Source organism: Agromyces selenitireducens, from assembly GCF_052748465.2.
The window spans coordinates 2,792,250-2,817,079 of sequence record NZ_CM188259.1; the positions used below are offsets into that span (position 1 = coordinate 2,792,250).

Consider the following 24,830-nt stretch of genomic DNA (forward strand, 5'->3'; position numbering starts at 1 on the left):
CATGATGTGTGGATGACCGCGGAGAGCACCCTCGACGAAGACCGCACCTCGAGCGACTTCGACGACGACTTCGAACCGCTCGACACCGACGGCGCGCCCGAGCTCGTCTCCGAGCGCTACCTCGACCGCGAACTCAGCTGGCTCGCCTTCAACCAGCGCGTCCTCGAGCTGGCCGAGGACCCGCGGCTGCCGGTGCTCGAACGCGCGAACTTCCTCGCGATCTTCGCCTCGAACCTCGACGAGTTCTTCATGGTCCGCGTCGCCGGTCTGAAGCGCCGGATCAACACCGGGCTGGCCGTGCCCACCAACGTCGGCCGGACGCCCCACGAGGTGCTCACCGACATCTCGCGCAAGGCCCACGAGCTGCAGCTGCGGCACTCGCGCGCGTACCAGGAGCTCGTCAAGCCGGCGCTCGCCGAAGCCGGCATCCGCGTCGTCACGTGGGACGACCTCGACGAGGCCGAGCAGGCGCACCTGCACGAGTTCTTCAGCTCCCAGATCTTCCCCGTGCTCATGCCGCTCGCCGTCGACCCGGCGCATCCGTTCCCCTACATCTCCGGGCTCTCGCTGAACCTGTCGGTGCGCGTCCGGAACAGCCGGACCGGGCGGCTCGAGTTCGCGCGCGTGAAGGTGCCGCAGATGCTGCACCGGTTCGTGCGGGTCGACCCCGCCGAGCCCCTCGAGGACGCGAGGTACATCGCGCTCGAGGATCTCATCTCGAACCACCTCGAGGACCTCTTCCCCGGCATGGAGATCCTGGAGCACCACGTGTTCCGCGTCACCCGCAACGAAGACGTCGAGATCGAGGAGGACGAGACCGAGAATCTCATCAAGGCGCTCGAGAAGGAGCTGCTGCGCCGGCGATTCGGTCCGCCGATCCGGCTCGAGATCTCGAACGACATGGACGACGTCACCCTCGGACTGCTCGTTCGCGAGCTCGACGTCACCGAGCAGGAGGTGTACCGCCTCCCCACCCCGCTCGACCTCGGCGGCCTCTTCGACCTGGCCCGCATCGACCGCCCCGAGCTCCACTACCCCACGCACGTGCCCGCGACGAACGCGCAGCTCATGCGGTCGGAGCCGAACCTCCCCGTCGACGTCTTCTCGGCTGTCGCCCGCAAGGACGTACTGCTCCATCACCCCTACGAGTCGTTCGCGACGAGCGTGCAGGCCTTCCTCGAGCAGGCCGCCGCGGACCCCGACGTGCTCGCGATCAAGCAGACCCTCTACCGCACCTCGGGCGACAGTCCCATCGTGGAGGCGCTGATCGACGCGGCCGAGTCGGGCAAGCAGGTGCTCGCCCTCGTCGAGATCAAGGCCCGGTTCGACGAGCAGGCGAACATCTCGTGGGCACGCAAGCTCGAGAAGGCCGGCGTCCACGTCGTCTACGGCCTCGTCGGCCTCAAGACGCACTGCAAGCTCGCGCTCGTCATCCGCCAGGAGAAGGGCCGCCTGACGCACTACAGCCACATCGGCACGGGCAACTACAACCCCAAGACGAGCCGCATCTACGAGGACCTCGGGCTGCTCACCGCCGACGACCAGGTCGGCAAGGACCTCACGAGGCTGTTCAACGAGCTCTCGGGATACGCCATCGAGAAGAAGTTCAAGCGCCTGCTGGTCGCGCCGCTGCACCTGCGCAAGGGGCTGCTCAAGCTCATCACGCAGGAGATCCGCAACGCCGAGGCCGGCCGGCCCAGCGGCATCCGCATCAAGGTCAACTCGATGGTCGACGAGGCGATCATCGACGGGCTGTACCGGGCGTCGAACGCGGGCGTGCCGGTCGAGATCTGGGTGCGAGGCATATGCAGCCTCCGTCCCGGCATCCCCGGGCTCAGCGAGAACGTCAAGGTCCGCTCCATCCTGGGCCGCTATCTCGAGCACTCGCGCATCTTCACGTTCCACAACGACGGCGAGCCTGTCGTCTACATCGGCTCGGCCGACATGATGCATCGCAACCTCGACCGACGCGTCGAGGCGCTCGTGCGCCTGACCGACCCGGACCACGTCGCCGAGGTCGGCGAGCTCTTCGACGAGGCGATGGACGAGCGCACGAGCTCGTGGCGGCTCGACGGCGACGGCAGCTGGACCCGGCACTCGACCGACGACGACGGCCGCCCGCTCGACGACCTGCAGCACCTCCGCATCGAGCGTGTCGCCCAGCGCAGCACCCGCGTCATCCGCAGCGCGCGAACGGCGAAGCGGCGATGAGCCAGACCGCAACCGCCGTCTACGCAGCCGGCGCGGTCTGCTGGCGCCTCATCGAAGGACGCGTGCACGTGCTCGTCGTGCACCGCACCGTCTACGGTGACGTGACCATCCCCAAGGGGAAGGTCGATCCCGGAGAGACCCTCCCCCGCACCGCGGTGCGCGAGATCGCCGAGGAGACCGGCCTGGGGGTCGCTCTCGGCGTGCCGCTCGGCATCTCCCGGTACGCGCTGCCGAGCGGGCGCGAGAAGATCGTGCACTACTGGGCCGCGCACGTCAGCGAGAAGGCCGTCCAGCGCTCCACGTTCCGGCCCAACGCCGAGATCGCCGCGCTCGAATGGGTCACCGTCAAGCGCGCCCGCAGCTACCTCAGCTACGAGCCCGACCGCGAGATCCTCGACAACTTCGCCAAGCTGCTCGGCCAGGGCGTCACCGAGACCTTCGCGCTGGTCGTCCTGCGGCACGGCAAGGCGCAGGGGCGCGGGTCGTGGGACGGCCCCGACACGACCCGGCCGCTCGTCGAACGCGGCGTCCGCCAGGCCGTCGGGCTGGCCGAGACGCTGACCGCCTGGGCCCCGAAGAAGATAGTGTCGAGCCCCGCCGTGCGGTGCGTGACCACCGTGACGCCCCTCTCTGCGGCATCCGGCATCACCGTCAAGCGCGACGACGGCATCAGCCAGGACGCCTGGGAGTCGGGCAACGACGAGGTGCGCCGGGTGGTCGGCAAGCGCGTGCGGGTCGGCAAGAGCGCCGTGATCTGCAGCCACGGCCCCGTGCTGCCCGAGATCATGCGCGAGATCGCACTCGCGACCGGCACGCCGCTCGGGTCGTACGTGACGGATGCCGCGGGGCTGGACGTCGGCGAGTTCAGCGTCGTCCACCTGTCGGCGACCAACCCGTCGTCGGGCATCATCGCGATCGAGACGCACGCACCGAAGTCCTGAGCCTTCGGACGCGATCGGAGATGCAGGCGATGCGCAGCTTCCGCACACCGTCACGACGGAGGTTGTTCACCTCCCGTTCACCGAACTGGGTTTCGCTGTTCACTCACGCCGGGTCCGGTCCGGCCGCCTCGGTCGGCCCCCGCTCCCATGTCCGCCTTCCCGAAGGGTCCCAGTGAATCGCACGCGCTCGCTCGCGTCCGCCGCACTCGCGGCGGCCACCGCGCTCGCCCTCTCCTCCTGCGCCGTCAACGAGATGGGCCTCGACGACTCGGGCTCGACGCTCGACGGCTACATCGTCGGCGCGGGCTCGTCGGCGCAGGGCGCAGCACAGCAGGCCTGGGTCGCGGGCTTCCAGAACGCGCACGGCGGCGTCACCGTCGACTACGACCCGTCCGGCTCGGGCGCAGGCCGGGACACGTTCATGGAGGGCGCGAGCGACTTCGCCGGTTCGGATCGCGCGTACACGCCGGACGAACTCGAAGAGGGGCGCTTCGGCCGCTGCGCGCCCGACTCGACGGTCATCGAGCTGCCCCTGTACATCTCCCCCATCGCGGTCGTCTTCCGACTCGACGGGATCGAGGCACTGAACCTCGACGCCGCGACGATCGCGGCGATCTTCGCAGGCGACATCACCGAATGGGACGACCCGGAGATCGCCGCCGCGAACCCCGGTGTGGCGCTGCCCGACCTGCCCATCACGGCCGTGCACCGCTCGGACGACTCGGGGACGACCGAGAACTTCACCGAGTACCTCAACGCCGCCGCGCCCGATGTCTGGGAGTGGGAGGCCGACGGCGTCTGGCCGTTCCCGGGCGGCGAGGCCGCGCAGGGCAACTCGGGCGTGGTCGACACGGTCGGCAACGGCGTGGGCACCATCGGCTACGCCGACGCCTCGCGCGTGGGCGACCTCGGCACCGTCGCCGTCCGGGTCGGGGAGGAGTTCGTGCCGTTCTCACCCGAAGCGGCCGCGGCGATCGTCGACGCCTCCCCGATCGAGGAGGACCGAGCGGAGGGCGATCTCGCCATCGCTATCGATCGGACGAGCGAGCAGGCCGGCGTGTACCCGATCGTGCTCGTCAGCTACCTCATCGCCTGCGAGCAGTACGCGTCACCCGAGAACGTCGAGGTCGTGAAGGAGTACCTCGCCTACATCGCGAGCGAGGAGGGCCAGCAGGCCGCGGCCGATGGCGCAGGGTCGGCGCCCATCTCTGAATCGCTCCGCGAGCGGGCGATGCAGGCGATCGAGTCCATCGGCGCATAGCCCGCACGGGCCCGCCCGCCACCCTGATCGCTCGACCGTCCCGGCGGACTCCCAGCCGCGGCATCCGCCCGGTCAGCCCCAGTTCACCTCCCGTTCACCGTCGTGGGGGACGCTCGTCACGCACGCTGGTTAGCGTCGCAGGCGGGTCGGCACCGGCCCAACCCCTGCATCCAAACCCCGGAAGGGAATCACGTGAACCTCAAGCGTTTCGGCGCGCCCGCCGTCATCGCCATGACCGCGGCACTCGCGCTCAGCTCCTGCGCTGCGAACGAGGGCGGCGCCACCGAGAACGGCGACGCCGGCTCGGAGTCGACGCTCTCCGGCACCCTCGTCGGTTCGGGCTCCTCCGCTCAGGACGCGTCGCAGCAGGCGCTCATCGCGGCGTTCCAGACGGCGAACCCCGACGTCACGATCAACTACGACCCGACGGGATCCGGCGCCGGCCGCGACACCTTCCTCGAGGGCGCGAGCGACTACGCCGGCTCGGACCGCGCGTTCAACGACGAGGAGCTCACCGCGGGCGGATTCGCCAAGTGCGCCCCCGACTCCAGCATCATCCAGCTCCCGCTGTACATCTCGCCCATCGCGGTGATCTTCAACCTCGAGGGCGTCGACACGCTGAACCTCGACGCGGCGACGGTCGCAGGCATCTTCGCGGGAGACATCACCAACTGGAACGACCCGGCGATCGCCGCCACGAACGACGGCGTGGAGCTCCCCGACCAGGCGATCACCCCGGTCCACCGCTCCGACGACTCGGGCACCACGGAGAACTTCACCGACTACCTGTACGCCGCCGCACCCGACGTGTGGACGTACGAGGCCGACGGCGTGTGGCCGTTCGAGGGCGGCGAGGCCGCTCAGGGCACCTCCGGTGTGGTCGACGCCGTGACCAACGGCGTGGGCACCATCGGCTACGCCGACGCGTCGCGCGCCGAGGGACTCGGCACGGTGGCGGTCCAGGTCGGCGACGAGTTCGTGCCGTACTCGCCGGAGGCGGCTGCCGCGATCGTCGACGCCTCGCCGTTCGTCGAGGGCCGAGCGGACGGCGACCTGTCGCTCGAGCTCGACCGCACGCCCGACAGCGGCGCGTACCCGATCGTGCTCGTGAGCTACCAGATCGCGTGCCAGGAGTACGCTGAGCCCGAGAACGTCGAGCTCGTCAAGGCGTACTTCGAGTTCATGGCGAGCGAGGAGGGCCAGACGGTCTCGGCCGAGGCCGCCGGCTCAGCCCCGATCTCCGAGAGCCTGCGCGAGCAGGCCGTCGCGGCGATCGAGTCCATCCAGTAATGCAGCGGGTGCCCGGCCCCGGCGTTCCACGAACGGAACGCCGGGCCGGGCACGGCCGTGTTCCCAGCACCACAACCGGAGGATCAGTCAGATGACCACCGCCACCGCGCCGATCAGGGCCAAACAGCGCCCTGGCGATCGCGTCTTCTCGGGTTCCGCGGTCTTCGCCGGATCGATGATCCTCGTGACCCTCGCCGCGGTCGCGCTGTTCCTCATCATCCAGAGCATCCCGGCCCTGTTCGCCGGCAGTGAGGACGCATCGATCCTCGACACGAACTTCTGGGCCTACGTCGGTCCGCTCGTGTTCGGCACCATCTGGTCGGCGCTCCTCGCACTGCTCATCGCGCTGCCCATCTCCGTGGGCATCGCGTTGTTCATCTCGCACTACGCACCTCGACGGCTCGCGGCCGTGCTCGGCTACATCGTCGACCTGCTCGCGGCCGTCCCCTCAGTCGTCTTCGGTCTCTGGGGCATCGGCGTGCTGGCGCCGGCCGTGCAGCCCGTCTACTCGTGGCTCGTCGACAACCTCGGGTGGTTCCCGTTGTTCTCCGGTCCCGTCTCGGGCACCGGTCGAACCATCCTGACCGCCGCGGTCGTCCTCGCGGTCATGGTAATCCCGATCATCACGGCCATCTCGCGCGAGGTGTTCCTCCAGACCCCCGTCCTGCACGAGGAGGCCGCGCTCGCACTCGGCGCGACGCGCTGGGAGATGATCCGCACCGCCGTGCTGCCCTTCGGCCGCCCGGGCATCATCTCCGCCGCGGTCCTCGGCCTCGGACGCGCCCTCGGCGAGACCATGGCCGTCGCCATGGTCCTCTCGGCCACCGGTGCAGTGACGTTCCAGCTGCTCACCTCGGTGAACCCGTCGACCATCGCCGCGAACATCGCGCTGAGCTTCCCCGAGGCGTACGGCATCAACGTCAACGTGCTGATCGCCACCGGCCTCATCCTCTTCATCGTCACCTTCGCGGTGAATGCGCTCGCCCGCTGGATCGTGGCGCGCCGCAGCGAGTTCTCGGGAGCGAACTGATGACCACCACGCTCACCCCTCCGGAGTCCCGAGTGGCGGACCCGGTCAGCAACTCGCTGACCGCGGGCAAGCTGCCCAACGGTGCGCCGTGGATGACCCTCGTCGCCAGCCTCGTCGTCTCGGCCGGGCTGTTCGGCGTGATCGCCCTGGCCGGCGCCGAATTCAACTGGGTCGGCATGCTCATCGTCGCCGCGATCATCTACGTCGTGGTCGTCACGGTGCTCTCGCGCATCGTCGAGGGTGCGCGCCGCGCCACCGACCGATTCGTGACGGCCCTCGTCACCGGCGCATTCCTGCTGGCGATGATCCCCCTCATCTCCCTGGCGGTCACCGTCATCACCTTCGGCCTCGCCCGTTTCGACGCCGAGTTCTTCACGTACTCCATGCGCAGCGTCACCGGCGAGGGCGGCGGCGCCCTGCACGCCATCATCGGCACGGTACTCATGACCGGCACCGCCGCACTGATCTCCATCCCGATCGGCCTCATGACGTCGATCTACCTCGTCGAGTACGGCCGCGGCCGGCTCGCGCGCGGCATCACGTTCCTGGTCGACGTCATGACCGGCATCCCGTCGATCGTCGCGGGCCTGTTCGCCTACGCGCTCTTCGCGATCTTCTGGGGCCCGGGCACGCGCACCGGCATCGCCGGTGCGGTCGCGCTCGCCGTGCTCATGATCCCGGTCGTGGTCCGCTCGAGCGAGGAGATGCTGCGGCTCGTGCCCAACGAGCTCAGGGAGGCCGCCTTCGCGCTCGGGGTGCCGAAATGGCTCACGATCGTCAAGGTCGTGCTGCCCACCTCGATCGCCGGCATCACCACCGGCATCATGCTCTCGATCGCTCGCGTCATCGGCGAGACGGCACCACTGCTCATCGCCGCGGGGTTCACGAACAGCATGAACTACGACATGACCGACGGACGCATGCAGTCGCTGCCGGTGTTCGTGTACACGCAGTACGCCAACCAGGGCACGCCCGCCTCCGCGTACCTCGAGCGTGCCTGGGCCGCCGCGCTCACCCTCATCCTCATCGTCATGGCGCTGAACCTGATCGCCCGCCTCGTCGCGCGATTCTTCGCCCCCAAGTTCGGTCGCTGACCTCCAGAACCCCAGTAAGGAAACCCGTGTCCAAGCGCATCGAGGTCCGCGACCTCAACGTCTACTACTCGAAGTTCCTGGCCGTCGAGGGCGTCTCCCTCGAGATCGAGCCCCGCAGCGTGACTGCCTTCATCGGTCCCTCCGGTTGCGGCAAGTCCACGTTCCTCCGAACCCTCAACCGCATGCACGAGGTCATCCCCGGCGCGCGCGTCGAGGGCGAGGTGCTGATCGACGGCAACAACCTGTACGATCCCGACGTCGACCCGGTGCTCGTCCGTCGACAGGTGGGCATGGTGTTCCAGCGTCCCAACCCGTTCCCGACGATGTCGATCAAGGAGAACGTGCTCGCGGGCGTGAAGCTCAACAACAGGCGCATCTCGAGGTCCGACGCCGACGACCTCGTCGAGAAGTCGCTCATGGGCGCGAACCTCTGGAACGAGGTCAAGGACCGCCTCGACCGCCCGGGCTCCGGCCTGTCCGGCGGCCAGCAGCAGCGCCTCTGCATCGCCCGTGCGATCGCGGTCTCGCCCGAAGTGATCCTCATGGACGAGCCGTGCTCCGCGCTCGACCCGATCTCGACCCTCGCGATCGAGGACCTGATCGAGGAACTCAAGCAGGACTACACGATCGTGATCGTCACCCACAACATGCAGCAGGCGTCGCGGGTCTCCGACAGGACCGCGTTCTTCAACATCGCGGGCACCGGCAAGCCCGGCAAGCTCATCGAGTACGACGACACCACCACGATCTTCTCGAACCCGTCGGAGAAGGCGACCGAGGACTACGTCTCGGGTCGCTTCGGCTGATCCGGATCTCCCCTCCACGGCGGCCCGTCTCCCCCATGGAGGCGGGCCGTCGTCAGTCCCCGCGGCGCGCGACGGGGACCGCGATCACCTCGCCGTGCACGTCGCAGACCGCGGCGAGGGTGTTGTAGACCGTGCCGTACTTCTGGAGGTTGCGATGCACGAGCTCGACCCGTCTCGCGCTCTCGTCGGTCGCGATCGTGAGTTCGTAGGAGATCTCGACGAACTTCGGCGGCGCGTCCTGGCGACGCGCGACGACGCGCACGTCGGCGTGGTCGTACGAGAACGAGAGCATCGCCCGGGAGCGCTCGAGGTTCTTCAGCAGGCACGCGGAGAACGCTGAGGCGAGCAGCTCCGCCGGTCCGGGAAGCCCGGCCGGCTCGGCGCCCCAGCGCGCGTCGATGCCGATCGTCGCGTCGGCCGCGACCACCTCGGCAGCCTCGCCCGTGGTGCGCGCGTGCACCATGTACGTCGTCGGCACGGTGCTCATGCGGAACCTCCGGGACTCGGGGACCAAGCCGACGCTACGCCCCGACGGTGCGACGTACCCGGGTCCAAGGACCCCCGATCTCAATCGCGCGGCGACAGCAGGTAGGCGTTGAGCTCGGCCGTCGCGTCGGCGTCGACGCGCATCGGGGCGCCGTCGAGCTCGACGATCGGGGCGGCCATGCGCACGCTCGAGACGAGCCACGCGGCATCCGCTGCTCGCAGCTCGTCGACCATCAGGTCGCGGTACTCGGCGGTGCGCCCCTGAGCCTCGAGGTGCGCGAAGATGCTGCGCTGGGTGGTGCCGTGCAGGATGCCGGCCTCGGGCGGCGGCGTCACGAACACATCGCCCAGCCGCGCGATGACGCTCGACGTCGGCCCCTCGAGCACGTACCCGTCGGACGAGACGAAGATCGCGTCGTCGGCCCCACGGCGCTTCGCCTCGCGGATCGCCGCCATGTTGGCGGCATAGCTCAGCGTCTTCGCTCCGAGCAGCAGCCACGGGGCACGCTCACCTGCACCGTTCGATACGCCGCGGTCGAGCGTGATGACCCGGATGCCGCGCTCCCGCGCCGCACGGAAGTCGGCGCCGGGCGTCACGTGCACCCATCCGGTCGCCTTCGGGCCCGGGTCCTCGATGCCGCGGCTGACTGCGAGCTTCAGCGCGAACTCGCCCTCGGACGGGACGCGCTCCGCCGCGCGCGCGATGATGAGCCGCCATTGGTCGAGGTTCGGCTCGGGCAGCTCGCACAGGCGGGCGGAGTTCGCGAGCCTCGCCAGGTGCGGCTCGACCTCCTGCACGTGCCCGTCGACGATGGCGAGGGTCTCGAACACGCCGTCGCCGCGATGCGGGGCGAGGTCGTTCACCGCGAGCGCGCCCGCTCCGGGCTCGACCTCGCGGAACGACGACTCGAGGAACTGCGGCGAGACGTCGGTCGGCAGCGGATCGACGAGGAACGTGACGGTATCGGCCATGCTCCGATGCTACGCCCGAGCCCTGCCGCGGGTCCGGTGTTCTTCCGTCCGGCGGCCCGCGGGCATGGAAGTGGCCGGCCGCAGAACGCCTCTCGGCGCGAGGCCGCTCGAAGCGGCGAGATTTGGAGCCCGGGGTTACTGCGACCGGCCACGACAAGTGTAAACGAGGGTTCGCTGGGGACTATTCCTCAGCGGCGGTCGGCGTGCAGGCCGGGCGTGTCGGGTGGGCGCCAACCCGCTCAGTCGAGACTGTCGTGGCGCCACAGGCGCGCGCAGGCCGCGAGCTCCTCGGCGAGCGCCGACAGTCGCAGGGCTCGACGCGTGAGCAGTCCGGGGCGGTCGGGGTGCGCGGCGTCCGCGGCATCCGCGTCGTCGGCGAGGCTGGTGAACCCGATCGCCGCCACCCGGCTGAAGGCGGCTGCGCGCTCGAGCGCCGCGGCGAAGTCGCCGGAGAATACGCCGCGGAGGATCACGTCGGCGAGTTCGCGCATCTCGGCCGGGCCCGCCGGCGTCGGCGCACCCGCGACGACCTGGTCGATCGTGCGCGACACCTCGGTCCCGCGCTGGTAGGCGAGGCTCACGCCCGCGGCATCCTGCCGGATCATCGTCCGCAGCAGGTAGATGCGCCACAGCGCGCCGGGCAGGCTCTTCGGCGAGGCCTGCGACCACAGCTCGGCGATCGCGTCGATGCCGTGCTCGTCGGTGTACGTCACGAGCCGCGAGACCACCTCGGGGTCGGGGTCGGCGCGCACGCGCGACAGAACCGCCGCGGCGGTGTCGTGCGCGACGCGGCTCACCTGCGCCGGGTCCTCCGCGCCGAGGTAGCCCTCGAACAGTCGCGGCGGGAAGCGCGTAGGACGGTGGAAGTCTGCGTTCATCGCGGACACGATACCGCTGTGGACTGCGAGGCAGCCCATTGCGCGGACGCGGTGAGGGGTGGACGAGCGGGCGGTAGTCTGAATTCCGGGCCTCTAGCTCAGTTGGCAGAGCAGCGGACTTTTAATCCGTAGGTCGTCGGTTCGAGCCCGACGGGGCCCACCAGGATTCCCCTCGGGTGTTTCGCCCCGGCCCGGCGTGCCCGCCTTCCACCATCCGGTTGAACTCCCGGTGAACTTCCGCGCGCCCAGTCGACACGACACATAGATTTCGATCTATGCTTTGGGTATCGTCGATCGAAGCGAGGTCCCATGTTCGCCTGCAGCCCCGTGACCGCCCACGAGCCGGGTGGGTCCGCATGACCATGCGAGACGGGCTCCGAGCGCTCGACGACCCGCACGAGGTGCTGCAGCGCAGCGCAGAGCGGCTCGCGTCGCACTTCGACGGCATCGTGAGCGCCGAGACGGCCGAGCGAGTCGTGTTCGAGTCGTACGCCGCCCTGAAGCGGACCGCACGGATCACCACGCACCTGCCGAGCCTCGCCTACCGCTTCGCGAACGAACGGCTCACCGCGCTGGCGCAGTCGAAGGGCGTCATCCCGAAGGCGGTTCCCGAAGTGCTCTTCGTGTGCGTGCAGAATTCGGGCCGGTCGCAGATGGCGGCGGCGCTCATGCGCGAGCTCGGCGCAGGACGCGTTCACGTCCGGTCCGCCGGGTCGCAGCCCGGCGAGGAGATCCTGCCGGCCGTGGTCGAGGTCATGGCCGAGCTGGGCTACGACCTCGGCGAGGAGTTCCCGAAGCCCCTGACGGACGACGTCGTCCGCGCCGCCGACGCGGTGATCACGATGGGCTGCGGCGACGCCTGCCCGGTCTACCCCGGCAAGCGGTACCTCGACTGGCGACTCGAGGACCCTGCGGACCTCGATCTCGACGGGGTCCGGCGGGTCCGCGACGACATCCGCGCGCACGTCGAGCGCCTGCTCGTCGAGATCCTGCCCGTGCGGCCGTGACGGGCCCCGCGTCCGCGCGTCGCGTCGCCGCCGAGGGGATCGGCAGTGCGGGCCTCGCCGTCGTCGTCGTCGGGTCCGGCATCGCAGCGCAACGGCTCTCCCCCTCGGACACCGGCCTGCAGCTCCTCGAGAACGCCGTCGCGACCGCCTTCGGGCTGACGGTGCTCATCTGGGTACTCGCTCCGGTCTCGGGGGCCCAGTTCAACCCGGTCGTGTCTGCGGTCGATGCGGCGCTCGGCGGGCGGCCGTGGCGGGACGTCGCCGCCTATGCGCCTGCGCAGGTGCTCGGGTGCATCGCCGGCACGGTGCTGGCGAACCTCATGTTCGACGAGCCCGCCGTCGCCTGGAGCCGAACCGACCGGCTCACCGCGGCTCACCTCCTCTCCGAGGTCGTCGCGACCGCGGGGCTCGTGTTCGTGATCTTCGTGCTCACCCGCACGAACCGCGGCACGTTGATCGCCCCCGCCGTGGGCGCCTACATCGGCGCGGCCTACTTCTTCACGAGCTCGGCGAGCTTCGCGAACCCGGCGATCACGATCGGGCGCGCGTTCACCGACACCTTCGCCGGTATCGCGCCGTCGGCCGTCCTCGCGTACGTGCTCGCCCAGGTCGTCGGCGCGGCCGTCGGCTGGGTCGCCGTGATCGGACTGCTCCCGTCACCGCGAAGCACACCCGCCGGCGCTCCGAGGTGGGACGTGGTCCCGGCAGTGGGCGCCGGCGCGATCGCCCGCGGCCGGCGAGCGGATGGCGCGGCGTGACGGGTCCGCTTCATCCGCTCACGCCAGGCGCGAGAGCCGCTCGACGAACTCGTCGGCCATCGCGAGCTGCTCTCGGAGCGTCTCGCGTCGCGCGCGCCTCGGCGAGGTAGCGGTCGAACCCGTCATCGCCGCCCGGCGGTCATCGGCGAGCTCTTCTTCGCCTCGTCGAACGACCTCACGACGCAGTTCGACTACGCCGACGACCCCGAGCGGGTGGTCATCGACATGTCCGGCTCCCACATCTGGGACGCCTCGACCGTCGCAGCGCTCGACAGCATCACCAACAAGTACGAGCACCACGGCAAGCGCGCCATCATCGTCGGCATGAACGAGGCCAGCACGCACCTACACGGCCGCCTTGCCGGCAACCTCGGCGCAGGTCACTAGGAGTCCGGCCGGGCAGTTCCCGGTCGACGGTGCCGCCGCCGGCTCAGGAACCGAGCTCCGGCGCCGCGGTCACGCCGAACTCGTGGCGCAGCGCGCTCTGCGCCGCGTGCCAGCCGGCGAGGCCGTGCACGCCCGGGCCGGGCGGGGTCGACGACGACGCGAGGTAGACGCCGCGCAGCGGCGTGCGCCACGGGTCGGGTGAGATGACCGGCCGCCGCACGAGCTGCAGCAACGTCGGCGCCCCGGATGCGATGTCGCCGCCGATGTAGTTGGCGTTGTCGTCCTCGAGGTCGACGGCCGACCGCGCCGACGAGGCGAGCACCACGTCGCGGAAGCCGGGTGCGAACCGCTCGATCTGGCGCACGACCGCCTCCGTCGGGTCGACGGTCGACCCGGCGGGCACGTGCGTGTACGTCCACAGGGTGTGGTGCCCGGCGGGTGCGCGGGTCGGGTCGACGATCGACGGCTGCGACACGAGCACGTACGGCGATTCCGGATGCCGCCCGCGGGCGACCTCGCGCTCCCCCGCGGCGATCTCGGCACGGCTGCCGCCGACATGCACGGTGCCGGCTTCGGCGAGCGCGCGGTTCGCCCACGGCACCGGTCCCGAGAGGGCGAAGTCGACCTTCGCTGCGGCGTTGCCGTACCGGAACCGGCGCAGCGCCCTGCGGTAGCGGTCGGGCAGGCGGTCTCCGGCGATGCCGTCGAGGGCGCGCGGAGTCACATCGAGCACGACCGCGCGAGCGGGAGGCAGGACCGCGAGGTCGTCGATCGCGGCATCCGTCACCACCTCGCCGCCGTGCGCGCGCAGGTCGTCGAGCATGGCGTCGACGATCGCGCCGCTGCCGCCGACCGGGATGGGCCAGCCACGTGCGTGCGCGTGCGCGGCGAGGACGAGCCCGGCGCCCGCGGTCGCGAGCGACGGCATGGGCCGGATGGCGTGCGCGGCCACGCCCGTGAGCATGGCCGGCGCGACGTCCTCGCGGAACCGCGCGTTCCAGGCGAGGGATCCCTGCTCGAGCACGGCGAGTCCGAAGCGCAGGGCGACGAGCGGATGCCGCGGCACGCGCACGAGCGACGAGCCGACGGTGTCCATGAGGGCGTCGGCGTTCGCGGCGAGCCCCCGCAGCAGGCTCGCATACGCGCGGCCGTCGCGGCCGAGGCCGTCCGCGGTGCGGTCGAGGTCTCGCCAGGCGAGTCCGGCGCGGCCGCCGTCGAGCGGGTGCCCGTAGGAGATCGGCGGCAGCCGCAGGTCGATGCGACGCTCGAGCCCGAACTCGCGGAAGAACGGCGACGCGAGCGCCATGGGGTGCACCGCCGAGCACACGTCGTGCCGGTACCCCGGCAGCGTGAGTTCGTCGGTGCGGGCGCCGCCGCCTGCGTTCGGCGCGGCCTCGTACACGCGCACCGACAGGCCGGCGCGGGCGAGGGTCACGGCCGCGGCCAGGCCGTTCGGGCCGGCCCCGACGACGATCGCGTCGACCGCGTCGGTCACTTGCCCTCCCAGCGGCCCTCGGCGATGTAGCCGAGCCGGCGGAGCGTCTCGGTGTTGCGGAAGTGCAGGATCGGCTGCCGGATGAGCGACGGGACGAATCGCGCCGGTCCCACGACGGCCTCCTCGAAGATGCGGACGAGGCAACCGCCGGAGACGGGCTTCGCCTCGATCGCGACGACCGCCTCGCCGACCGGCCAGCCCTTCGCCCGGAACACCGCGCGTCGGGGCGGGTCCCATTCGCGCGACTCGGTGACGTCGTCGAGGTAGACCGGCCAGATGCCGACCGAGTGGTGCAGGCGGCTGCCCGGCTCGGGCCACCGGCGGTCGACGTCGCGCATGCGCATCGCACCGACAACCCACACCGGGTAGAGCCAGCCCTCGGCGAGCACGTCGAACACGGCCTCGGGCGGGCAGGCGAGCCGCCGCACGTTCTGGGACATCGGTCCTCCCCCGGCCGAGGCGCACCCGCGCACGGCCTCTGCTCCGATGCTATGGGCGGGTCACCGGTCACTGGCAACCCCCTCGACGGATGCCGCGACTCGGGCACCGCCTGGCGGGGGTCGAGGTCGAATCGGCCTCGTCGCCCCGCCACGGCAGCCCCACCCCCAGGTTTCCCCTGCCGCAACCCGAAGGTGCGGTGCACCGAGCGTACGCGCTCGCCCTCGCCCTACCTACACCCTCGAACGGGGGCTGGACCGGAGGGCCCCACGTACCCCGTTTCAGGGAAGCCGTGTACCCCGTCGCAGCCCGGGCTCAGCCCACGATGCGGCGGAAGCCTCGCATCAGCGCCACCCTCTCGGCCGAGTCGCGCGCGAGCGGGGTCACGTTGAGCGTGGTGACGCCCGCCGCGGCGAACGCCGCCACCCGCTCGGCGACCTCCGCGGGCGACCCGATGAGCGAGATCGCGCGCACGAGCTCGTCGGGCACCGCGGCGATCGCCTCGTCGCGGCGTCCGGCCAGGTAGAGGTCCTGGATCGTCGCGGCCTCATCGGCGTAGCCGTAGCTCGCGATCAGGTCGTTGTAGAAGTTCTTGCCCCGTGCGCCCATGCCGCCGACGTACAGCGCGAGGTTCGGCTTCACGGCGGCGATGGCGGCGGCCGCGGCATCCGGCCGGTCGGTGATGGCGAGCGCCGGGCTCGCGAACACGTCGAGCGCGCCGAGTTCGGGGCCTCGCTTGGCGAGCCCCTCCTCGAGCGCGCCGCCCCACACGTCGCGGGCGCGCTCGGGGTGGAAGAACATGGGGAGCCAGCCGTCGGCGATCTCGGCGGTCTGCGCGACCGACTTCGCGCCGAGCGACGCGACCGTGATCGGGATGCGCTCCCGCACGGGGTGGTTGATGAGCTTCAGGGGCTTGCCGAGGCCGGTGCCCTCGCCCTCGGGGAGCGGGATGCGGTAGTTGCGGCCGGCATGCACGACGGGCTCGCGCCGCCAGGTCATGCGGCACACGTCGATGATCTCGCGCGTGCGACCGAGCGGCGCGTCGTACTTCACGCCGTGGAAGCCCTCGATGACCTGCGGGCCCGACGCGCCGATGCCGAGTTCGAAGCGGCCGTCCGAGACGTAGTCGAGTCCCGCGGCGGTCATCGCCGTGAGCGTGGGCGTGCGCGTGTACAGCTGCAGGATGCCGCTCATGAGCGTCATGCGCGAGGTGCGCGCCGCGAGGAACCCGAGCTGGCTGACCGCGTCGAACGAGTACGCCTCGGGGACGGCGACGAGGTCGACACCCGCGGCCTCGAGCTCGGTGACCTCGTCCGCGACCTCGCGGAAGCCTCCGGCGTAGTTCAGGAACATGCCGACGCGCATGCGTCACTCCTCGTCGTCGTGGGGTGGGTGGTCGGGTCGGGCCGACGCGCGGCGCGGCCATGACGACCCTAGCCGACGGCGAACGGATGCCACGGCGCACCCGATCCCGGGAGGCGCCGCGGCACGCGGGTCTCAGGTCTCGACCGCGACGATCGGGGCGCTCGTCGGCGCCTCGGAGCCGCCCGCGGGCTCGACCGTGATGCCGATCAGCAGGCCGGGCTCGAACTCGCCGTCGAGGACGACGTACGCCGCTCCCCCGTCTGGGTCGAACAGCCCGGCCGGGGTCGCGGCGAGCTCGTCGCCCGACGCGTCGATGTACCAGAGCTCGTAGGTCTCGTCTGCCCCGACGTCGGGGAGCCCCTCGGCGAGGATCGCGGACCTGCCCAATTGCTCCGACCAGACGACGGTGACCTCGCCGCCGCCCGCAGCCTCGACGGTGGCGGTCTGCGCGTCGTCGGCCGAGGCGACCGCCTGCACGTCGCGCTGGGCCCCCCAACCGGCGGTGCCGGCCCAGTTCAGGCCGACCACGGCACCCGCGATCAGCAGCACGGCGGCCGCGGCCGACGCGAGGATCGCGCCGGGCCGCTGGAACCAACGGCGTCGGGCAGCGCGTTCGGCGGGCCCGGCGCCGACGGGAGCCATGGCCTCGGCGGGCGTGGCGACCGGGGCCGGTCCGATCGGGGCGAGCGGCATCGCGGGCGGCGGGAGCAGCGCCTCGACCGGAGTCGACGCGACGTCGCCGACCGCGACGTGCGGGGCGGGTGCCGCGGCATCCGTCACCGCGTCGACGGCGCCCGACGGCGCGCCGACCTGGGGTGCGTCGTCGAGGCGGTCGAGGATCGATGCCCGCAGCGACGGCGGCGGTGCGACCGGCGGCGCCTCGCCGGCGAGCCCGACGGCGGCCTCGCGGTACGCGTCGACTTCGGCACGCGCCTCGGGCGACTCGGCGAGGTGGCGCTCGACGATCGCGCGCTCCTCGTCGGTGACGGCGTCGAGCGCGTAGGCGGCGAGCAGGTCGTCGGGCCCGACGGGATCGGCGCGGCCCGGGAACTCGGGCTCGGTCATGCGGTCACCCCCAGCAGATGTCGCAGGCGGATCATCCCGTCGCGCAATCGGGTCTTCACGGTGCCGAGCGGCACCCCGAGCCGCTCGGCGATCTCGGACTGGGTCAGCCCGCCGTAGTAGGCGAGCGCCACGCACTCGCGCTGCAGCTCGCTGAGGCCGGCGAGCGCCTCGTGCGCGCGCTCGTGCTCGATGCGCACCTCGACCGACTCGGCGACCGTGTCGACCGGGACGTCGAGGTCGCGAGCGCCGACGCGGAGGTCGCGGTCGCGAGCCGATTGCGCGGAACGCACCCGGTCGACCGCGCGACGGTGCGCGAGCGTGAACATCCACGAGACCGCCGAACCTCGGTCGCGGTCGAACCGCGGGGCGGTCTGCCAGATCTCGAGGTACACGTCCTGCGTCACCTCCTCGGCCTGCGCGGGGTCGACCACGATCCGCCGGACGAGACCGAACACGCGGGCCGACGTGCGGTCGTAGAGCGCGCCGAACGCGGCACGGTCACCGCCGCCGGCCGCGACGAGCAGGTCGTCGACGGTCGGGTCGGATCCCGCGGCCTCGGGCTGCGCGTCCACCACGCGTTCCAGCATGACAGACCGTCGAGTGCGTCGTCGCACCGTCGGCAGCGCGACTCGCGCGTGTGCCAGTGCGACGGTCATGCGGTGCTCCTGCGTTTTCCGGGGTCGCAGGTGATTCGGTGCCGAGGCGTGCGGGGATTGCCCGGCGGCCGCGACGCGCGCGAGCCGCCGTCACCCCGCCCGGGCGTCGCCGCCGTCCGGGCCGGTGACGCAGTACCAGAGCCGCCACCGGTCGGGCACGCCCTTCAGCTCGTGCTCCCCGGCAGGCTCGAAGCCGAACGGGAACCCGGCGAGCAGCGTGCGGACGGTGTCGCTCACGAGGATGCGTCCCGGGTCGGCGAGCGCGCAGATCCTCGCCGCCGCGTGCACCGCGAGACCGACCGGTTCGTCGCCGCGCAGCATCAGCTCGCCGGCGTGCACCCCGACGCGCAGCTCCAGCCCGAGCGCGGCCGCGCCGTCGATCGCCTCCGCGGCGAAGTGCAGCGCCGACGACGGCAGCGGGAAGGTCGCGACGATGCCGTCGCCGGTGGTGTTCGCCTCGGTTCCCGAGTATCGCGCGATGGAACGCCGCAGCGCCTCGTCGTGCGCGGCGAGCAGGTTGCGCCAGCGCTCGTCGCCCGTGCGGGCGAGTTCGGCGGTGGACTCGACGATGTCGGTGAACACGGTCGCCAGCACGTCACGGCGGCCGCCGGTCCGGGTGCCGGTGAGGAACTCCTCCATCTCGTCGACCAGCGCACCGTCGGGGAGGATCGGCGGCAGCACGGAGTTCCGGCGCACCAGCCGGAGCCGGCCCTCCGGCAGCGAATCCGCGAGCCATCGCATGGGCGCCTCGTCGATCGCCGGGAACCCCGGGTCGTGCAGGACGAGCACCGGCGCGCGCACGTCCGCGAGGTACGGGCGTACGTCGAGCCGGCCCATCGCCGCCGCGAGGCGCCGTGCGGCGGACGGCGTCGCGGACATGCCCTCGTACCGCTTCCACCACGCCACGATCCGCTCGCCGCCCTCGGTGCCCCAGAACTCGCGCGCGAACGCGCCGTGGCCCCACTCGGACGTCTCGAGCCCGCGCATGAGGCTCGCCGCCCATGCGGCATCCAGCGACCACGGGAACCCCGCATCCGAGTGGCCGACCGCGAGCACCTCGTAGGCGATCACGGCCTCCACGCGTTCGGGATGCCGGGCCGCGGCGACCAGCGCGGTCGCTCCGCCGTCGAACCAGCCGATGAGCACGGCGCGCGTGCTGCCGACCGCATCGAGGATCGCGACGAGGTCGTCGGCGTGGTCCTCGACGCTCGCGTCAAGGCCGCCGCGGTCGGAGAGGCCCGTACCTCGCTTGTCGAAGAGGATCACGCGTGCGTCGAGCGACCGCAGGCGCTCGATGAACTCGAGGTGCTCGGGCAGTTCGCAGAACACGTCGACGTTCGAGATGAAGGCGAACGCGAGCACGATGTCGCGGTCGCCCTCGCCGAACACCTTGTACGCGAGGTCGACCCCGTCCCGATCCGCGTACCGCGTCGGGGGGATCACGATGCGGCCCCCGCCAGCCGGAACAGCGACCAGTCGCCCGGAACGCCCTTCAGCGCGTGCTCGCCGGCCGGCTTGAATCGCAGACCCGACCCGTCGACGAGGACCCGGACGGTGTCGGTGGCGAACACCTCGCCCGAGCCGGCGAGCGCGGCCACGCGCGCCGCGACGTGCACCGCGATCCCGACCAGGTCGTCGTCCCGGACGAGCACCTCGCCGCAGTGGACCCCGGCGCGCAGGCTCAGCCCAATCTCGCCGGCTTCGGCGACGGCGTCCTGTGCGAACCGGAGCGCCGAGGAGGGCAGTGCGAAGCACGCGAGGAATCCGTCGCCGGCAGTGTTCACCTCACGACCGCCGAATCTCGCGAGCGATCGTCGGACCGACTCGCGGTGCGCAGCGAGGAGGTGGCTCCACCGCTGGTCACCGGACTCGGCCAGGCCCGCCGTCGAGCCGACGACATCGGTGAAGACGGCGGCGACGAGCTCGCGCGTGCCTCCGCTGCGGGTGCCGACGAGGAATTCCTCGATCTCGTCGAGAAGGTCGTCGGAGGGCAGCATGAGCGGTGCGGCGACCTGCCGATGGACCAGTTTCAGCCGCCCTCCGGGCAGGTGCTCGGCGATCCACTCGAACGGTTCGACGGGCACCCCGGGGTAGTCGACGTCGTGGATCACCAGGACGGGCGCCGCGACCTCCTGGAGGTAGGCGCGGATGTCGAGGTCCGCGGCGTCCTTGAGCATCCGCGCCGCGCCGCTCGGCGTCGAGGAGAGCCGCTCGTAGCGCGTCACCCAGTCGATCAGGCGCGCGTCGCCGGCCCACTCCGGCACCATCATGCGCACCGCCGCCGCCTTCCCCCAGCCCAGCTCCATCATCGCCCGCACGGCCGCCTCACCGAACCGCGGGCTGAATCCCCATGGGAACCCGTCGGCCGGCCGGCCGACGGCGAGCACCTCGTCCGCGACGACGGACTCGACGCGGCCGGGGTGGCGGGCCGCGGTCACCAGGCACGTGGCGCCGCCGTCGAACCACCCGAGGAGGACGGCCCTGGAGCTGCCGGCGGCGTCGAGCACCGCGATGAGGTCGTCGCTGTGCTGCTCGATCTCCACGGGCCCGGTGGTGCGCTCCGACATCCCCGTTCCGCGCTTGTCGTAGAGGATGACGCGACCGAGCTTCGCGAGCCGCTCGACGAAGTCGGCGTTCTCGGCGAGCTCGAAGAACACCTCGACGTTCGACAGGAGAGGGAAGGCGACCAGCAGGTCGCGGTCCCCTTCGCCGACGACCTTGTAGGCGATGTCGGCGTCTCCGCTCCGGACGAAGGACGTCGCCGGGATCACGACGACACCTCGGCGCACCGCCGTCCGAACGGGACGGTGCGACCACGACCCCGCGAGGCTCCCCCGGTCACGGGTCCAACGCTAGTGCCCGGGGACCTGTCGGTGGCGGAAGCGAGGTCAGATGCCGCCGGGGGTGTCCTCGCCCGTCGCGAGGCGGCGTCGGTGCTCGCGGTTGCGGAGGACGCGCTTGACGACGAACGCGGCCACCGCGAGGACGACGGCGACGATCACGAGCACCTGGAACCCGTCGGCCCACGGCTCGACGACCTCCCAGTTCTCGCCGAGGTAGAACCCCGCCATCACGAACACCGTGTTCCAGATCAGGCTGCCCGCGGTCGTGAGGAGCAGGAACAGCACGACGTTCATGCGGGTGACGCCCGCAGGCACCGAGATGAGGCTGCGGAACAGCGGGATCATGCGGCCGAAGAAGACGGCCTTCTTGCCGTGGTCGAGGAACCACTGCTCGGTCCGGTCGACGTCGGCGACGTCGACGAGCGGCACCGCCTTGATGATCACGCGCGTGCGCTCGCGGCCGAGCACGCGCCCGATCGTGTAGAGCGCGACCGCGCCGAGCACCGAGCCCAGCGTCGTCCAGAACAGCACCTCGACGAGCGTGAACGATCCCTGGCTCGCGGTGAAGCCCGCGAGCGGCAGGATCACCTCGCTCGGCAGCGGCGGGAACAGGTTCTCGAGCGCGATCGCGAGTCCCGCGCCGGGGGCGCCGAGGGTCTCCATGAGGTCGACGGCCCACGCGGCGAGGCCGGTGAGCTCGGGTTCTGCGGCGGCGATGGGGGTCGTCGTCATGGGTTCGAGCGTATGTGATGCCGGTGGGCGATCCCTGACCGCCGGAGCCGCGGCGGCCCGGGCGTGGCATCCGCTCGCCGACACGCCCGGGCGGATCTCGACCAAACCGTGCGGCGCCGGGCCCCGAATCCCTGCATGACGGCCCCGAGGGGCGGGCCGCACACCGAAGGAGAAGACCGATGCGATCCACGTTCCGCACGCAGCGCACCACGCTCGCCGCATTCTCGATCGTGGCCGTCGCCGCGCTCGGCCTCGCCGGATGCAGCGCCGGCTCGATCGACGAGCCCGCAGCCGACGACCAGGCCACGATGTCAGAGGAGCCCATGGAGACCGAGGAGTCGATGGCGGACCCCGCCGCGAACCTCGTCGGCCCCGGCTGCGCGGGCTACGCCGAGCAGGTCCCGGACGGCGCAGGCTCCGTCGAGGGCATGTCCCAGGACCCGGTCGCGGTGGCGGCATCCAACAACCCGCTGCTCACGACCCTCGTCTCGGCGGTGTCCGGCGAACTCAACCCGGAGGTCGACCTCGTCGACACGCTGAACGGCGACGAGTTCACCGTCTTCGCGCCCGTCGACGACGCGTTCGCGAAGATCGACGCCGCGACCATCGAGACGCTGAAGACCGACAGCGAACTGCTCACGTCCATCCTCACGTACCACGTGGTGCCCGGCCAGCTCATGCCGGACGAGGTCGTCGGAACCCATGCAACGGTCCAGGGCGGCACGGTCGAGGTGACCGGCTCCGGTGACGAGCTCATGGTGAACGACGCCGGCGTCATCTGCGGTGGCGTCATGACGGCGAACGCGACCGTCTACCTCGTCGACACGGTGCTGCTCCCGCAGTAGTCGCTGCGGCTGCTCGGCAGCCGATCCGCCTGCAGGCGCCCGGGCCCGGTCCGGGCGCCTTCAGCGCGTTCCGAGCCGAGTGCGGGACGCTTGAGGTCCCCGTGAAGATCGGAGACCCCGCGTGGGCTGGAGCCTCATCCTCGACATCGTGCTCGTGCTCGTGCTCATCGGCGCGCTCGTGCACGGATGGCGTGCCGGGCTCCTGCGCACCGCCGCCGGCCTGCTCGGCCTCATCGCGGGCGGCATCGCCGCGTACTTCGCGATGCCGTGGGTCGTCTCCTTCATCCCCGCGCCCGAATGGCGGGCACCCATCGCGATCGCCCTCGCGATCCTGCTGCTCATCGCGGGGTCGTCGCTCGGCGCCGCGCTCGGGCGCGCACTCCGGCAGGGCGCCGACGCGGTGAAGCTCGGCCCGATCGACCGGGTGCTCGGGGCGATCGGCAACACCATGGTGACCGCGTTCGTGATCGCGCTCGTCGGCGCGGGCGTGTCGGCGATGGGCGTGCCCGTCGTCTCGCCGGCCGTGGCGAACTCGTGGGTCGTGCGCGGCATCGACGAGGTCACCCCGCAGCCGGCCCGCACGCTCATGGCCGAGCTCCGCGGCGCTGCGGTCGGCGAGGCGATCCCGTGGCTCGTGGGCGTCATCGACGGCCCGTCGGTCGCGCCCGAGCTGCCGTCGGGCGGCGTCGACGATCCCGAGCTGTCGGCCGCCGCGGCATCCGTCGTGCGCATCACCGGGCTCGCGTTCGAGTGCGGCGGAAACCTCACCGGCTCGGGCTTCGTCGTCGCCGAGGATCGCGTCGTCACCAACGCGCACGTCGTCGCGGGCGTGGACGACCCGATCGTGCATGCGCCGGGCCGCAGCCCGGTGTCGGGGCGGGTCGTCGCGTTCGATCCCGAGAACGACCTCGCCGTGATCGCGACCGACGGGCTCGGCGTGACGCCGCTCGGCCTCGCCGAGCCCCCCGCGGCCGAGCACGACGTCGCCGTCGCCGGCTACCCGTACGGCGGGCCGCTCGAGCTGCGGCCGGCGCGGGTCATGGCCTCCGGGCCGCTCACCATCTCGGTCGACGGGGCGACGGCGTCGCGCGACGTCGTCACGCTCGCGGCCGACGTCGACCAGGGCAACTCCGGCGGGCCGGTGCTCACGGGCGACGGCCTCGTCGGCGGCGTGGTGTTCGCCAAGTCGCAGACGGTCGACAACGTGGGTTTCGCGGTGACCGTCGGCGCGCTCGAACCGCTCGCTGCGGACGCGCCGTCGCTGAACGACCAGGTCGACTCGGGCAGCTGCGTCGGCTGAGGCGGCTGTTCGGCGGTGAACCCGCTGAGCCGCCTATTCGGCAGTGAACCCACCGAAGCGGATGCCCCAGCTGACCTCCCACTGCTCGCCCGGGTCGAGCCAGCGCACGCCCTTGCCCGAGTTGAACGCGTCGGCGGGCGCCGTCATCGGCTCGACCGCGATGGCCTTCGACTCGCCGGGATAGCTCTCGGTGGTGAAGACCTGCACGTACGCGAATTCGTCGTCGGCCCACACCGCCACCGAGCGGCCGTCGGGGGCGGTGAGCGTGTGCTCGACGATCCCGTCGACCGAGCCGAGCTCGCCGAACGCATCGTCGAGCTGCACGTCGCCGACGCGCCGGCCCTCGCGGAAGTCCCACTCGGTGCCCTCGACGGACACCTCGCCGGTGGGCAGGAGGCGATCGTCGACCTCGATGTGGCTCGCCGCGTCGAGGCGGAGCACGAGGTCCTCGGTCGGCACGCCGCCGATCTTCAGGAACGGGTGCGTGCCGACCGCGACCGGGGCGGGATCGCCGCCGAGGTTCTCGAGGAAGTGCGTGACCTTCAGCCCGTCGGAGACGAGCTCGTACCGGACGGCCGTGCGCACGGTGAACGGGTAGCCCATCTGCGGGTGGATCGTCGCGGCGAGCGTCACCGAGTCGCGGTCCTGCTCGACGGGCGCGTACTCGGCGTACCGGAGCAGCCCGTGGATCGCGTTGCCGCGGGCCGGCTCGGTGATCGCGAGCTGGTACGTCGTGTCGTCGTGGCGCCACCTGCCGTCGCGGATGCGGTTCGGCCAGGGCACGAGCACGATCCCGGAGCCCGACGGCGGCGTCTCGTCTTCGCCGAAGCCCGGCACCAGGTCGATGCCGTTGATGGTGAGGGAGCGGAGGCCCGCGGCGACGGCCGTGACGGTCGCGCGGACATCCCCAGTGGAGGTGGTGGTCTCGAGTTCGAACTGCTCGCCCGTCGGGAGGGTCATGCTCTCCACC

Annotated in this window: 23 protein-coding genes, 1 tRNA gene and 1 pseudogene; 13 read left to right on the plus strand and 12 right to left on the minus strand. The window is 71.5% G+C overall.

Features of this window, described 5'->3' with window-relative positions; genetic code table 11:
• The first annotated feature begins 12 nt into the window (after positions 1–12).
• The 7 genes from ACULK4_RS13080 to pstB all read left to right on the plus strand — a co-directional run bounded on the left by ACULK4_RS13080 (position 13) and on the right by pstB (position 8,633).
• Positions 13–2,211 carry an RNA degradosome polyphosphate kinase gene (locus ACULK4_RS13080; protein WP_445966021.1) on the plus strand — a complete coding sequence of 733 codons (2,199 nt, stop codon included), beginning with the start codon at positions 13–15 and terminating at the stop codon, positions 2,209–2,211.
• Complete coding sequence (locus ACULK4_RS13085; RefSeq protein WP_445966022.1) at positions 2,208–3,152, plus strand: NUDIX hydrolase; 945 nt, start codon at positions 2,208–2,210, stop codon at positions 3,150–3,152. The genes ACULK4_RS13080 and ACULK4_RS13085 overlap by 4 nt, the downstream gene beginning before the upstream one ends.
• A gap of 172 nt (positions 3,153–3,324) precedes the next feature.
• Complete coding sequence (gene pstS, locus ACULK4_RS13090; RefSeq protein ID WP_445966023.1) at positions 3,325–4,413, plus strand: phosphate ABC transporter substrate-binding protein PstS; 1,089 nt, start codon at positions 3,325–3,327, stop codon at positions 4,411–4,413.
• A 192-nt stretch (positions 4,414–4,605) separates the two neighbouring features.
• On the plus strand, positions 4,606–5,703 hold the full coding sequence (locus ACULK4_RS13095; RefSeq protein WP_445966024.1) for a phosphate ABC transporter substrate-binding protein PstS: 1,098 nt from the start codon (positions 4,606–4,608) through the stop codon (positions 5,701–5,703).
• A 91-nt stretch (positions 5,704–5,794) separates the two neighbouring features.
• Positions 5,795–6,733, plus strand: a complete 939-nt coding sequence (pstC, locus tag ACULK4_RS13100; protein WP_445966025.1) for a phosphate ABC transporter permease subunit PstC — start codon at positions 5,795–5,797, stop codon at positions 6,731–6,733.
• Positions 6,733–7,827, plus strand: coding sequence for a phosphate ABC transporter permease PstA (pstA, locus tag ACULK4_RS13105; RefSeq protein WP_445966026.1), 1,095 nt, complete (start codon positions 6,733–6,735; stop codon positions 7,825–7,827). The genes pstC and pstA overlap by 1 nt, the downstream gene beginning before the upstream one ends.
• Positions 7,828–7,853: 26 nt before the next feature.
• Positions 7,854–8,633, plus strand: coding sequence for a phosphate ABC transporter ATP-binding protein PstB (gene pstB, locus ACULK4_RS13110; RefSeq protein WP_445966027.1), 780 nt, complete (start codon positions 7,854–7,856; stop codon positions 8,631–8,633).
• Between the two features lie 52 nt (positions 8,634–8,685).
• On the opposite strand, the gene ACULK4_RS13115 is transcribed toward pstB, so the two are convergent.
• From ACULK4_RS13115 to ACULK4_RS13125, 3 genes are all read right to left on the minus strand, one after another.
• Positions 8,686–9,120, minus strand: coding sequence for an OsmC family protein (locus tag ACULK4_RS13115; RefSeq protein WP_445966028.1), 435 nt, complete (start codon positions 9,118–9,120; stop codon positions 8,686–8,688).
• 80 nt (positions 9,121–9,200) lie between these two features.
• Positions 9,201–10,091, minus strand: coding sequence for an aminodeoxychorismate lyase (locus ACULK4_RS13120; RefSeq protein ID WP_445966029.1), 891 nt, complete (start codon positions 10,089–10,091; stop codon positions 9,201–9,203).
• A 239-nt stretch (positions 10,092–10,330) separates the two neighbouring features.
• Complete coding sequence (locus ACULK4_RS13125) at positions 10,331–10,969, minus strand: DNA-directed RNA polymerase subunit beta (protein ID WP_445966030.1); 639 nt, start codon at positions 10,967–10,969, stop codon at positions 10,331–10,333.
• A gap of 87 nt (positions 10,970–11,056) precedes the next feature.
• Here ACULK4_RS13125 and ACULK4_RS13130 point away from each other — a divergent pair.
• From ACULK4_RS13130 to ACULK4_RS13145, 4 genes and pseudogenes are all read left to right on the plus strand, one after another.
• Positions 11,057–11,132, plus strand: a tRNA-Lys gene (locus ACULK4_RS13130).
• A 193-nt stretch (positions 11,133–11,325) separates the two neighbouring features.
• A complete protein-coding gene (locus tag ACULK4_RS13135) occupies positions 11,326–11,976 on the plus strand; it encodes an arsenate reductase ArsC (protein WP_445966031.1) in 651 nt (216 codons plus the stop codon).
• Positions 11,973–12,734 (plus strand): aquaporin, encoded by a 762-nt coding sequence (locus ACULK4_RS13140; protein ID WP_445966032.1) that lies wholly within the window; start codon positions 11,973–11,975, stop codon positions 12,732–12,734. Before ACULK4_RS13135 ends, ACULK4_RS13140 begins: the two co-directional genes overlap by 4 nt.
• Positions 12,735–12,869: 135 nt before the next feature.
• Positions 12,870–13,121: pseudogene (locus ACULK4_RS13145) on the plus strand (STAS domain-containing protein); the annotation flags it as partial.
• A 43-nt stretch (positions 13,122–13,164) separates the two neighbouring features.
• Here the strand turns inward: ACULK4_RS13145 and ACULK4_RS13150 are convergent.
• The 8 genes from ACULK4_RS13150 to ACULK4_RS13185 all read right to left on the minus strand — a co-directional run bounded on the left by ACULK4_RS13150 (position 13,165) and on the right by ACULK4_RS13185 (position 21,715).
• On the minus strand, positions 13,165–14,616 hold the full coding sequence (locus ACULK4_RS13150) for a phytoene desaturase family protein (protein WP_445966033.1): 1,452 nt from the start codon (positions 14,614–14,616) through the stop codon (positions 13,165–13,167).
• Positions 14,613–15,056, minus strand: a complete 444-nt coding sequence (locus ACULK4_RS13155; RefSeq protein WP_445966034.1) for an SRPBCC family protein — start codon at positions 15,054–15,056, stop codon at positions 14,613–14,615. The genes ACULK4_RS13150 and ACULK4_RS13155 overlap by 4 nt, the downstream gene beginning before the upstream one ends.
• Positions 15,057–15,369: 313 nt before the next feature.
• The gene (locus ACULK4_RS13160; protein WP_445966035.1) at positions 15,370–16,419 is read right to left on the minus strand and encodes an LLM class F420-dependent oxidoreductase; all 1,050 of its coding nucleotides are present in this window, start codon (positions 16,417–16,419) and stop codon (positions 15,370–15,372) included.
• 132 nt (positions 16,420–16,551) lie between these two features.
• Positions 16,552–17,484 (minus strand): anti-sigma factor, encoded by a 933-nt coding sequence (locus tag ACULK4_RS13165; protein WP_445966036.1) that lies wholly within the window; start codon positions 17,482–17,484, stop codon positions 16,552–16,554.
• Entirely contained in the window at positions 17,481–18,071 is a 591-nt protein-coding gene (gene sigK, locus ACULK4_RS13170; protein ID WP_445966302.1) for an ECF RNA polymerase sigma factor SigK, read from the minus strand. The genes ACULK4_RS13165 and sigK overlap by 4 nt, the downstream gene beginning before the upstream one ends.
• Before the next feature lie 159 nt (positions 18,072–18,230).
• Positions 18,231–19,583: an adenylate/guanylate cyclase domain-containing protein gene (locus tag ACULK4_RS13175; RefSeq protein WP_445966037.1), complete on the minus strand. Its 1,353-nt coding sequence runs from the start codon at positions 19,581–19,583 to the stop codon at positions 18,231–18,233.
• Positions 19,580–20,911 (minus strand): adenylate/guanylate cyclase domain-containing protein, encoded by a 1,332-nt coding sequence (locus tag ACULK4_RS13180; RefSeq protein WP_445966038.1) that lies wholly within the window; start codon positions 20,909–20,911, stop codon positions 19,580–19,582. The genes ACULK4_RS13175 and ACULK4_RS13180 overlap by 4 nt, the downstream gene beginning before the upstream one ends.
• Before the next feature lie 117 nt (positions 20,912–21,028).
• Positions 21,029–21,715: a DedA family protein gene (locus ACULK4_RS13185; protein ID WP_445966039.1), complete on the minus strand. Its 687-nt coding sequence runs from the start codon at positions 21,713–21,715 to the stop codon at positions 21,029–21,031.
• A 179-nt stretch (positions 21,716–21,894) separates the two neighbouring features.
• Here ACULK4_RS13185 and ACULK4_RS13190 point away from each other — a divergent pair, with 179 nt between their 5' ends.
• Positions 21,895–22,560, plus strand: a complete 666-nt coding sequence (locus tag ACULK4_RS13190; protein ID WP_445966040.1) for a fasciclin domain-containing protein — start codon at positions 21,895–21,897, stop codon at positions 22,558–22,560.
• A gap of 121 nt (positions 22,561–22,681) precedes the next feature.
• On the plus strand, positions 22,682–23,860 hold the full coding sequence (locus ACULK4_RS13195) for a MarP family serine protease (RefSeq protein ID WP_445966041.1): 1,179 nt from the start codon (positions 22,682–22,684) through the stop codon (positions 23,858–23,860).
• A gap of 33 nt (positions 23,861–23,893) precedes the next feature.
• On the opposite strand, the gene ACULK4_RS13200 is transcribed toward ACULK4_RS13195, so the two are convergent.
• Positions 23,894–24,820 carry an aldose 1-epimerase family protein gene (locus tag ACULK4_RS13200; RefSeq protein WP_445966042.1) on the minus strand — a complete coding sequence of 309 codons (927 nt, stop codon included), beginning with the start codon at positions 24,818–24,820 and terminating at the stop codon, positions 23,894–23,896.
• Positions 24,821–24,830: the final 10 nt, after the last annotated feature.

Excerpts from the sequence above, each read along its gene's own strand:
- ACULK4_RS13080 (WP_445966021.1), top strand. The coding sequence starts at position 13 with ATGACCGCGGAGAGCACCCTCGACGAAGACCGCACCTCGAGCGACTTC.
- ACULK4_RS13085 (WP_445966022.1), top strand. The coding sequence starts at position 2,208 with ATGAGCCAGACCGCAACCGCCGTCTACGCAGCCGGCGCGGTCTGCTGG.
- pstC (WP_445966025.1), top strand. The coding sequence starts at position 5,795 with ATGACCACCGCCACCGCGCCGATCAGGGCCAAACAGCGCCCTGGCGAT.
- pstA (WP_445966026.1), top strand. The coding sequence starts at position 6,733 with ATGACCACCACGCTCACCCCTCCGGAGTCCCGAGTGGCGGACCCGGTC.
- ACULK4_RS13115 (WP_445966028.1), bottom strand. The coding sequence starts at position 9,120 with ATGAGCACCGTGCCGACGACGTACATGGTGCACGCGCGCACCACGGGC.
- ACULK4_RS13120 (WP_445966029.1), bottom strand. The coding sequence starts at position 10,091 with ATGGCCGATACCGTCACGTTCCTCGTCGATCCGCTGCCGACCGACGTC.
- ACULK4_RS13125 (WP_445966030.1), bottom strand. The coding sequence starts at position 10,969 with ATGAACGCAGACTTCCACCGTCCTACGCGCTTCCCGCCGCGACTGTTC.
- ACULK4_RS13135 (WP_445966031.1), top strand. The coding sequence starts at position 11,326 with ATGACCATGCGAGACGGGCTCCGAGCGCTCGACGACCCGCACGAGGTG.
- ACULK4_RS13155 (WP_445966034.1), bottom strand. The coding sequence starts at position 15,056 with ATGTCCCAGAACGTGCGGCGGCTCGCCTGCCCGCCCGAGGCCGTGTTC.
- ACULK4_RS13160 (WP_445966035.1), bottom strand. The coding sequence starts at position 16,419 with ATGCGCGTCGGCATGTTCCTGAACTACGCCGGAGGCTTCCGCGAGGTC.
- ACULK4_RS13165 (WP_445966036.1), bottom strand. The coding sequence starts at position 17,484 with ATGACCGAGCCCGAGTTCCCGGGCCGCGCCGATCCCGTCGGGCCCGAC.
- sigK (WP_445966302.1), bottom strand. The coding sequence starts at position 18,071 with ATGCTGGAACGCGTGGTGGACGCGCAGCCCGAGGCCGCGGGATCCGAC.
- ACULK4_RS13185 (WP_445966039.1), bottom strand. The coding sequence starts at position 21,715 with ATGACGACGACCCCCATCGCCGCCGCAGAACCCGAGCTCACCGGCCTC.
- ACULK4_RS13190 (WP_445966040.1), top strand. The coding sequence starts at position 21,895 with ATGCGATCCACGTTCCGCACGCAGCGCACCACGCTCGCCGCATTCTCG.
- ACULK4_RS13200 (WP_445966042.1), bottom strand. The coding sequence starts at position 24,820 with ATGACCCTCCCGACGGGCGAGCAGTTCGAACTCGAGACCACCACCTCC.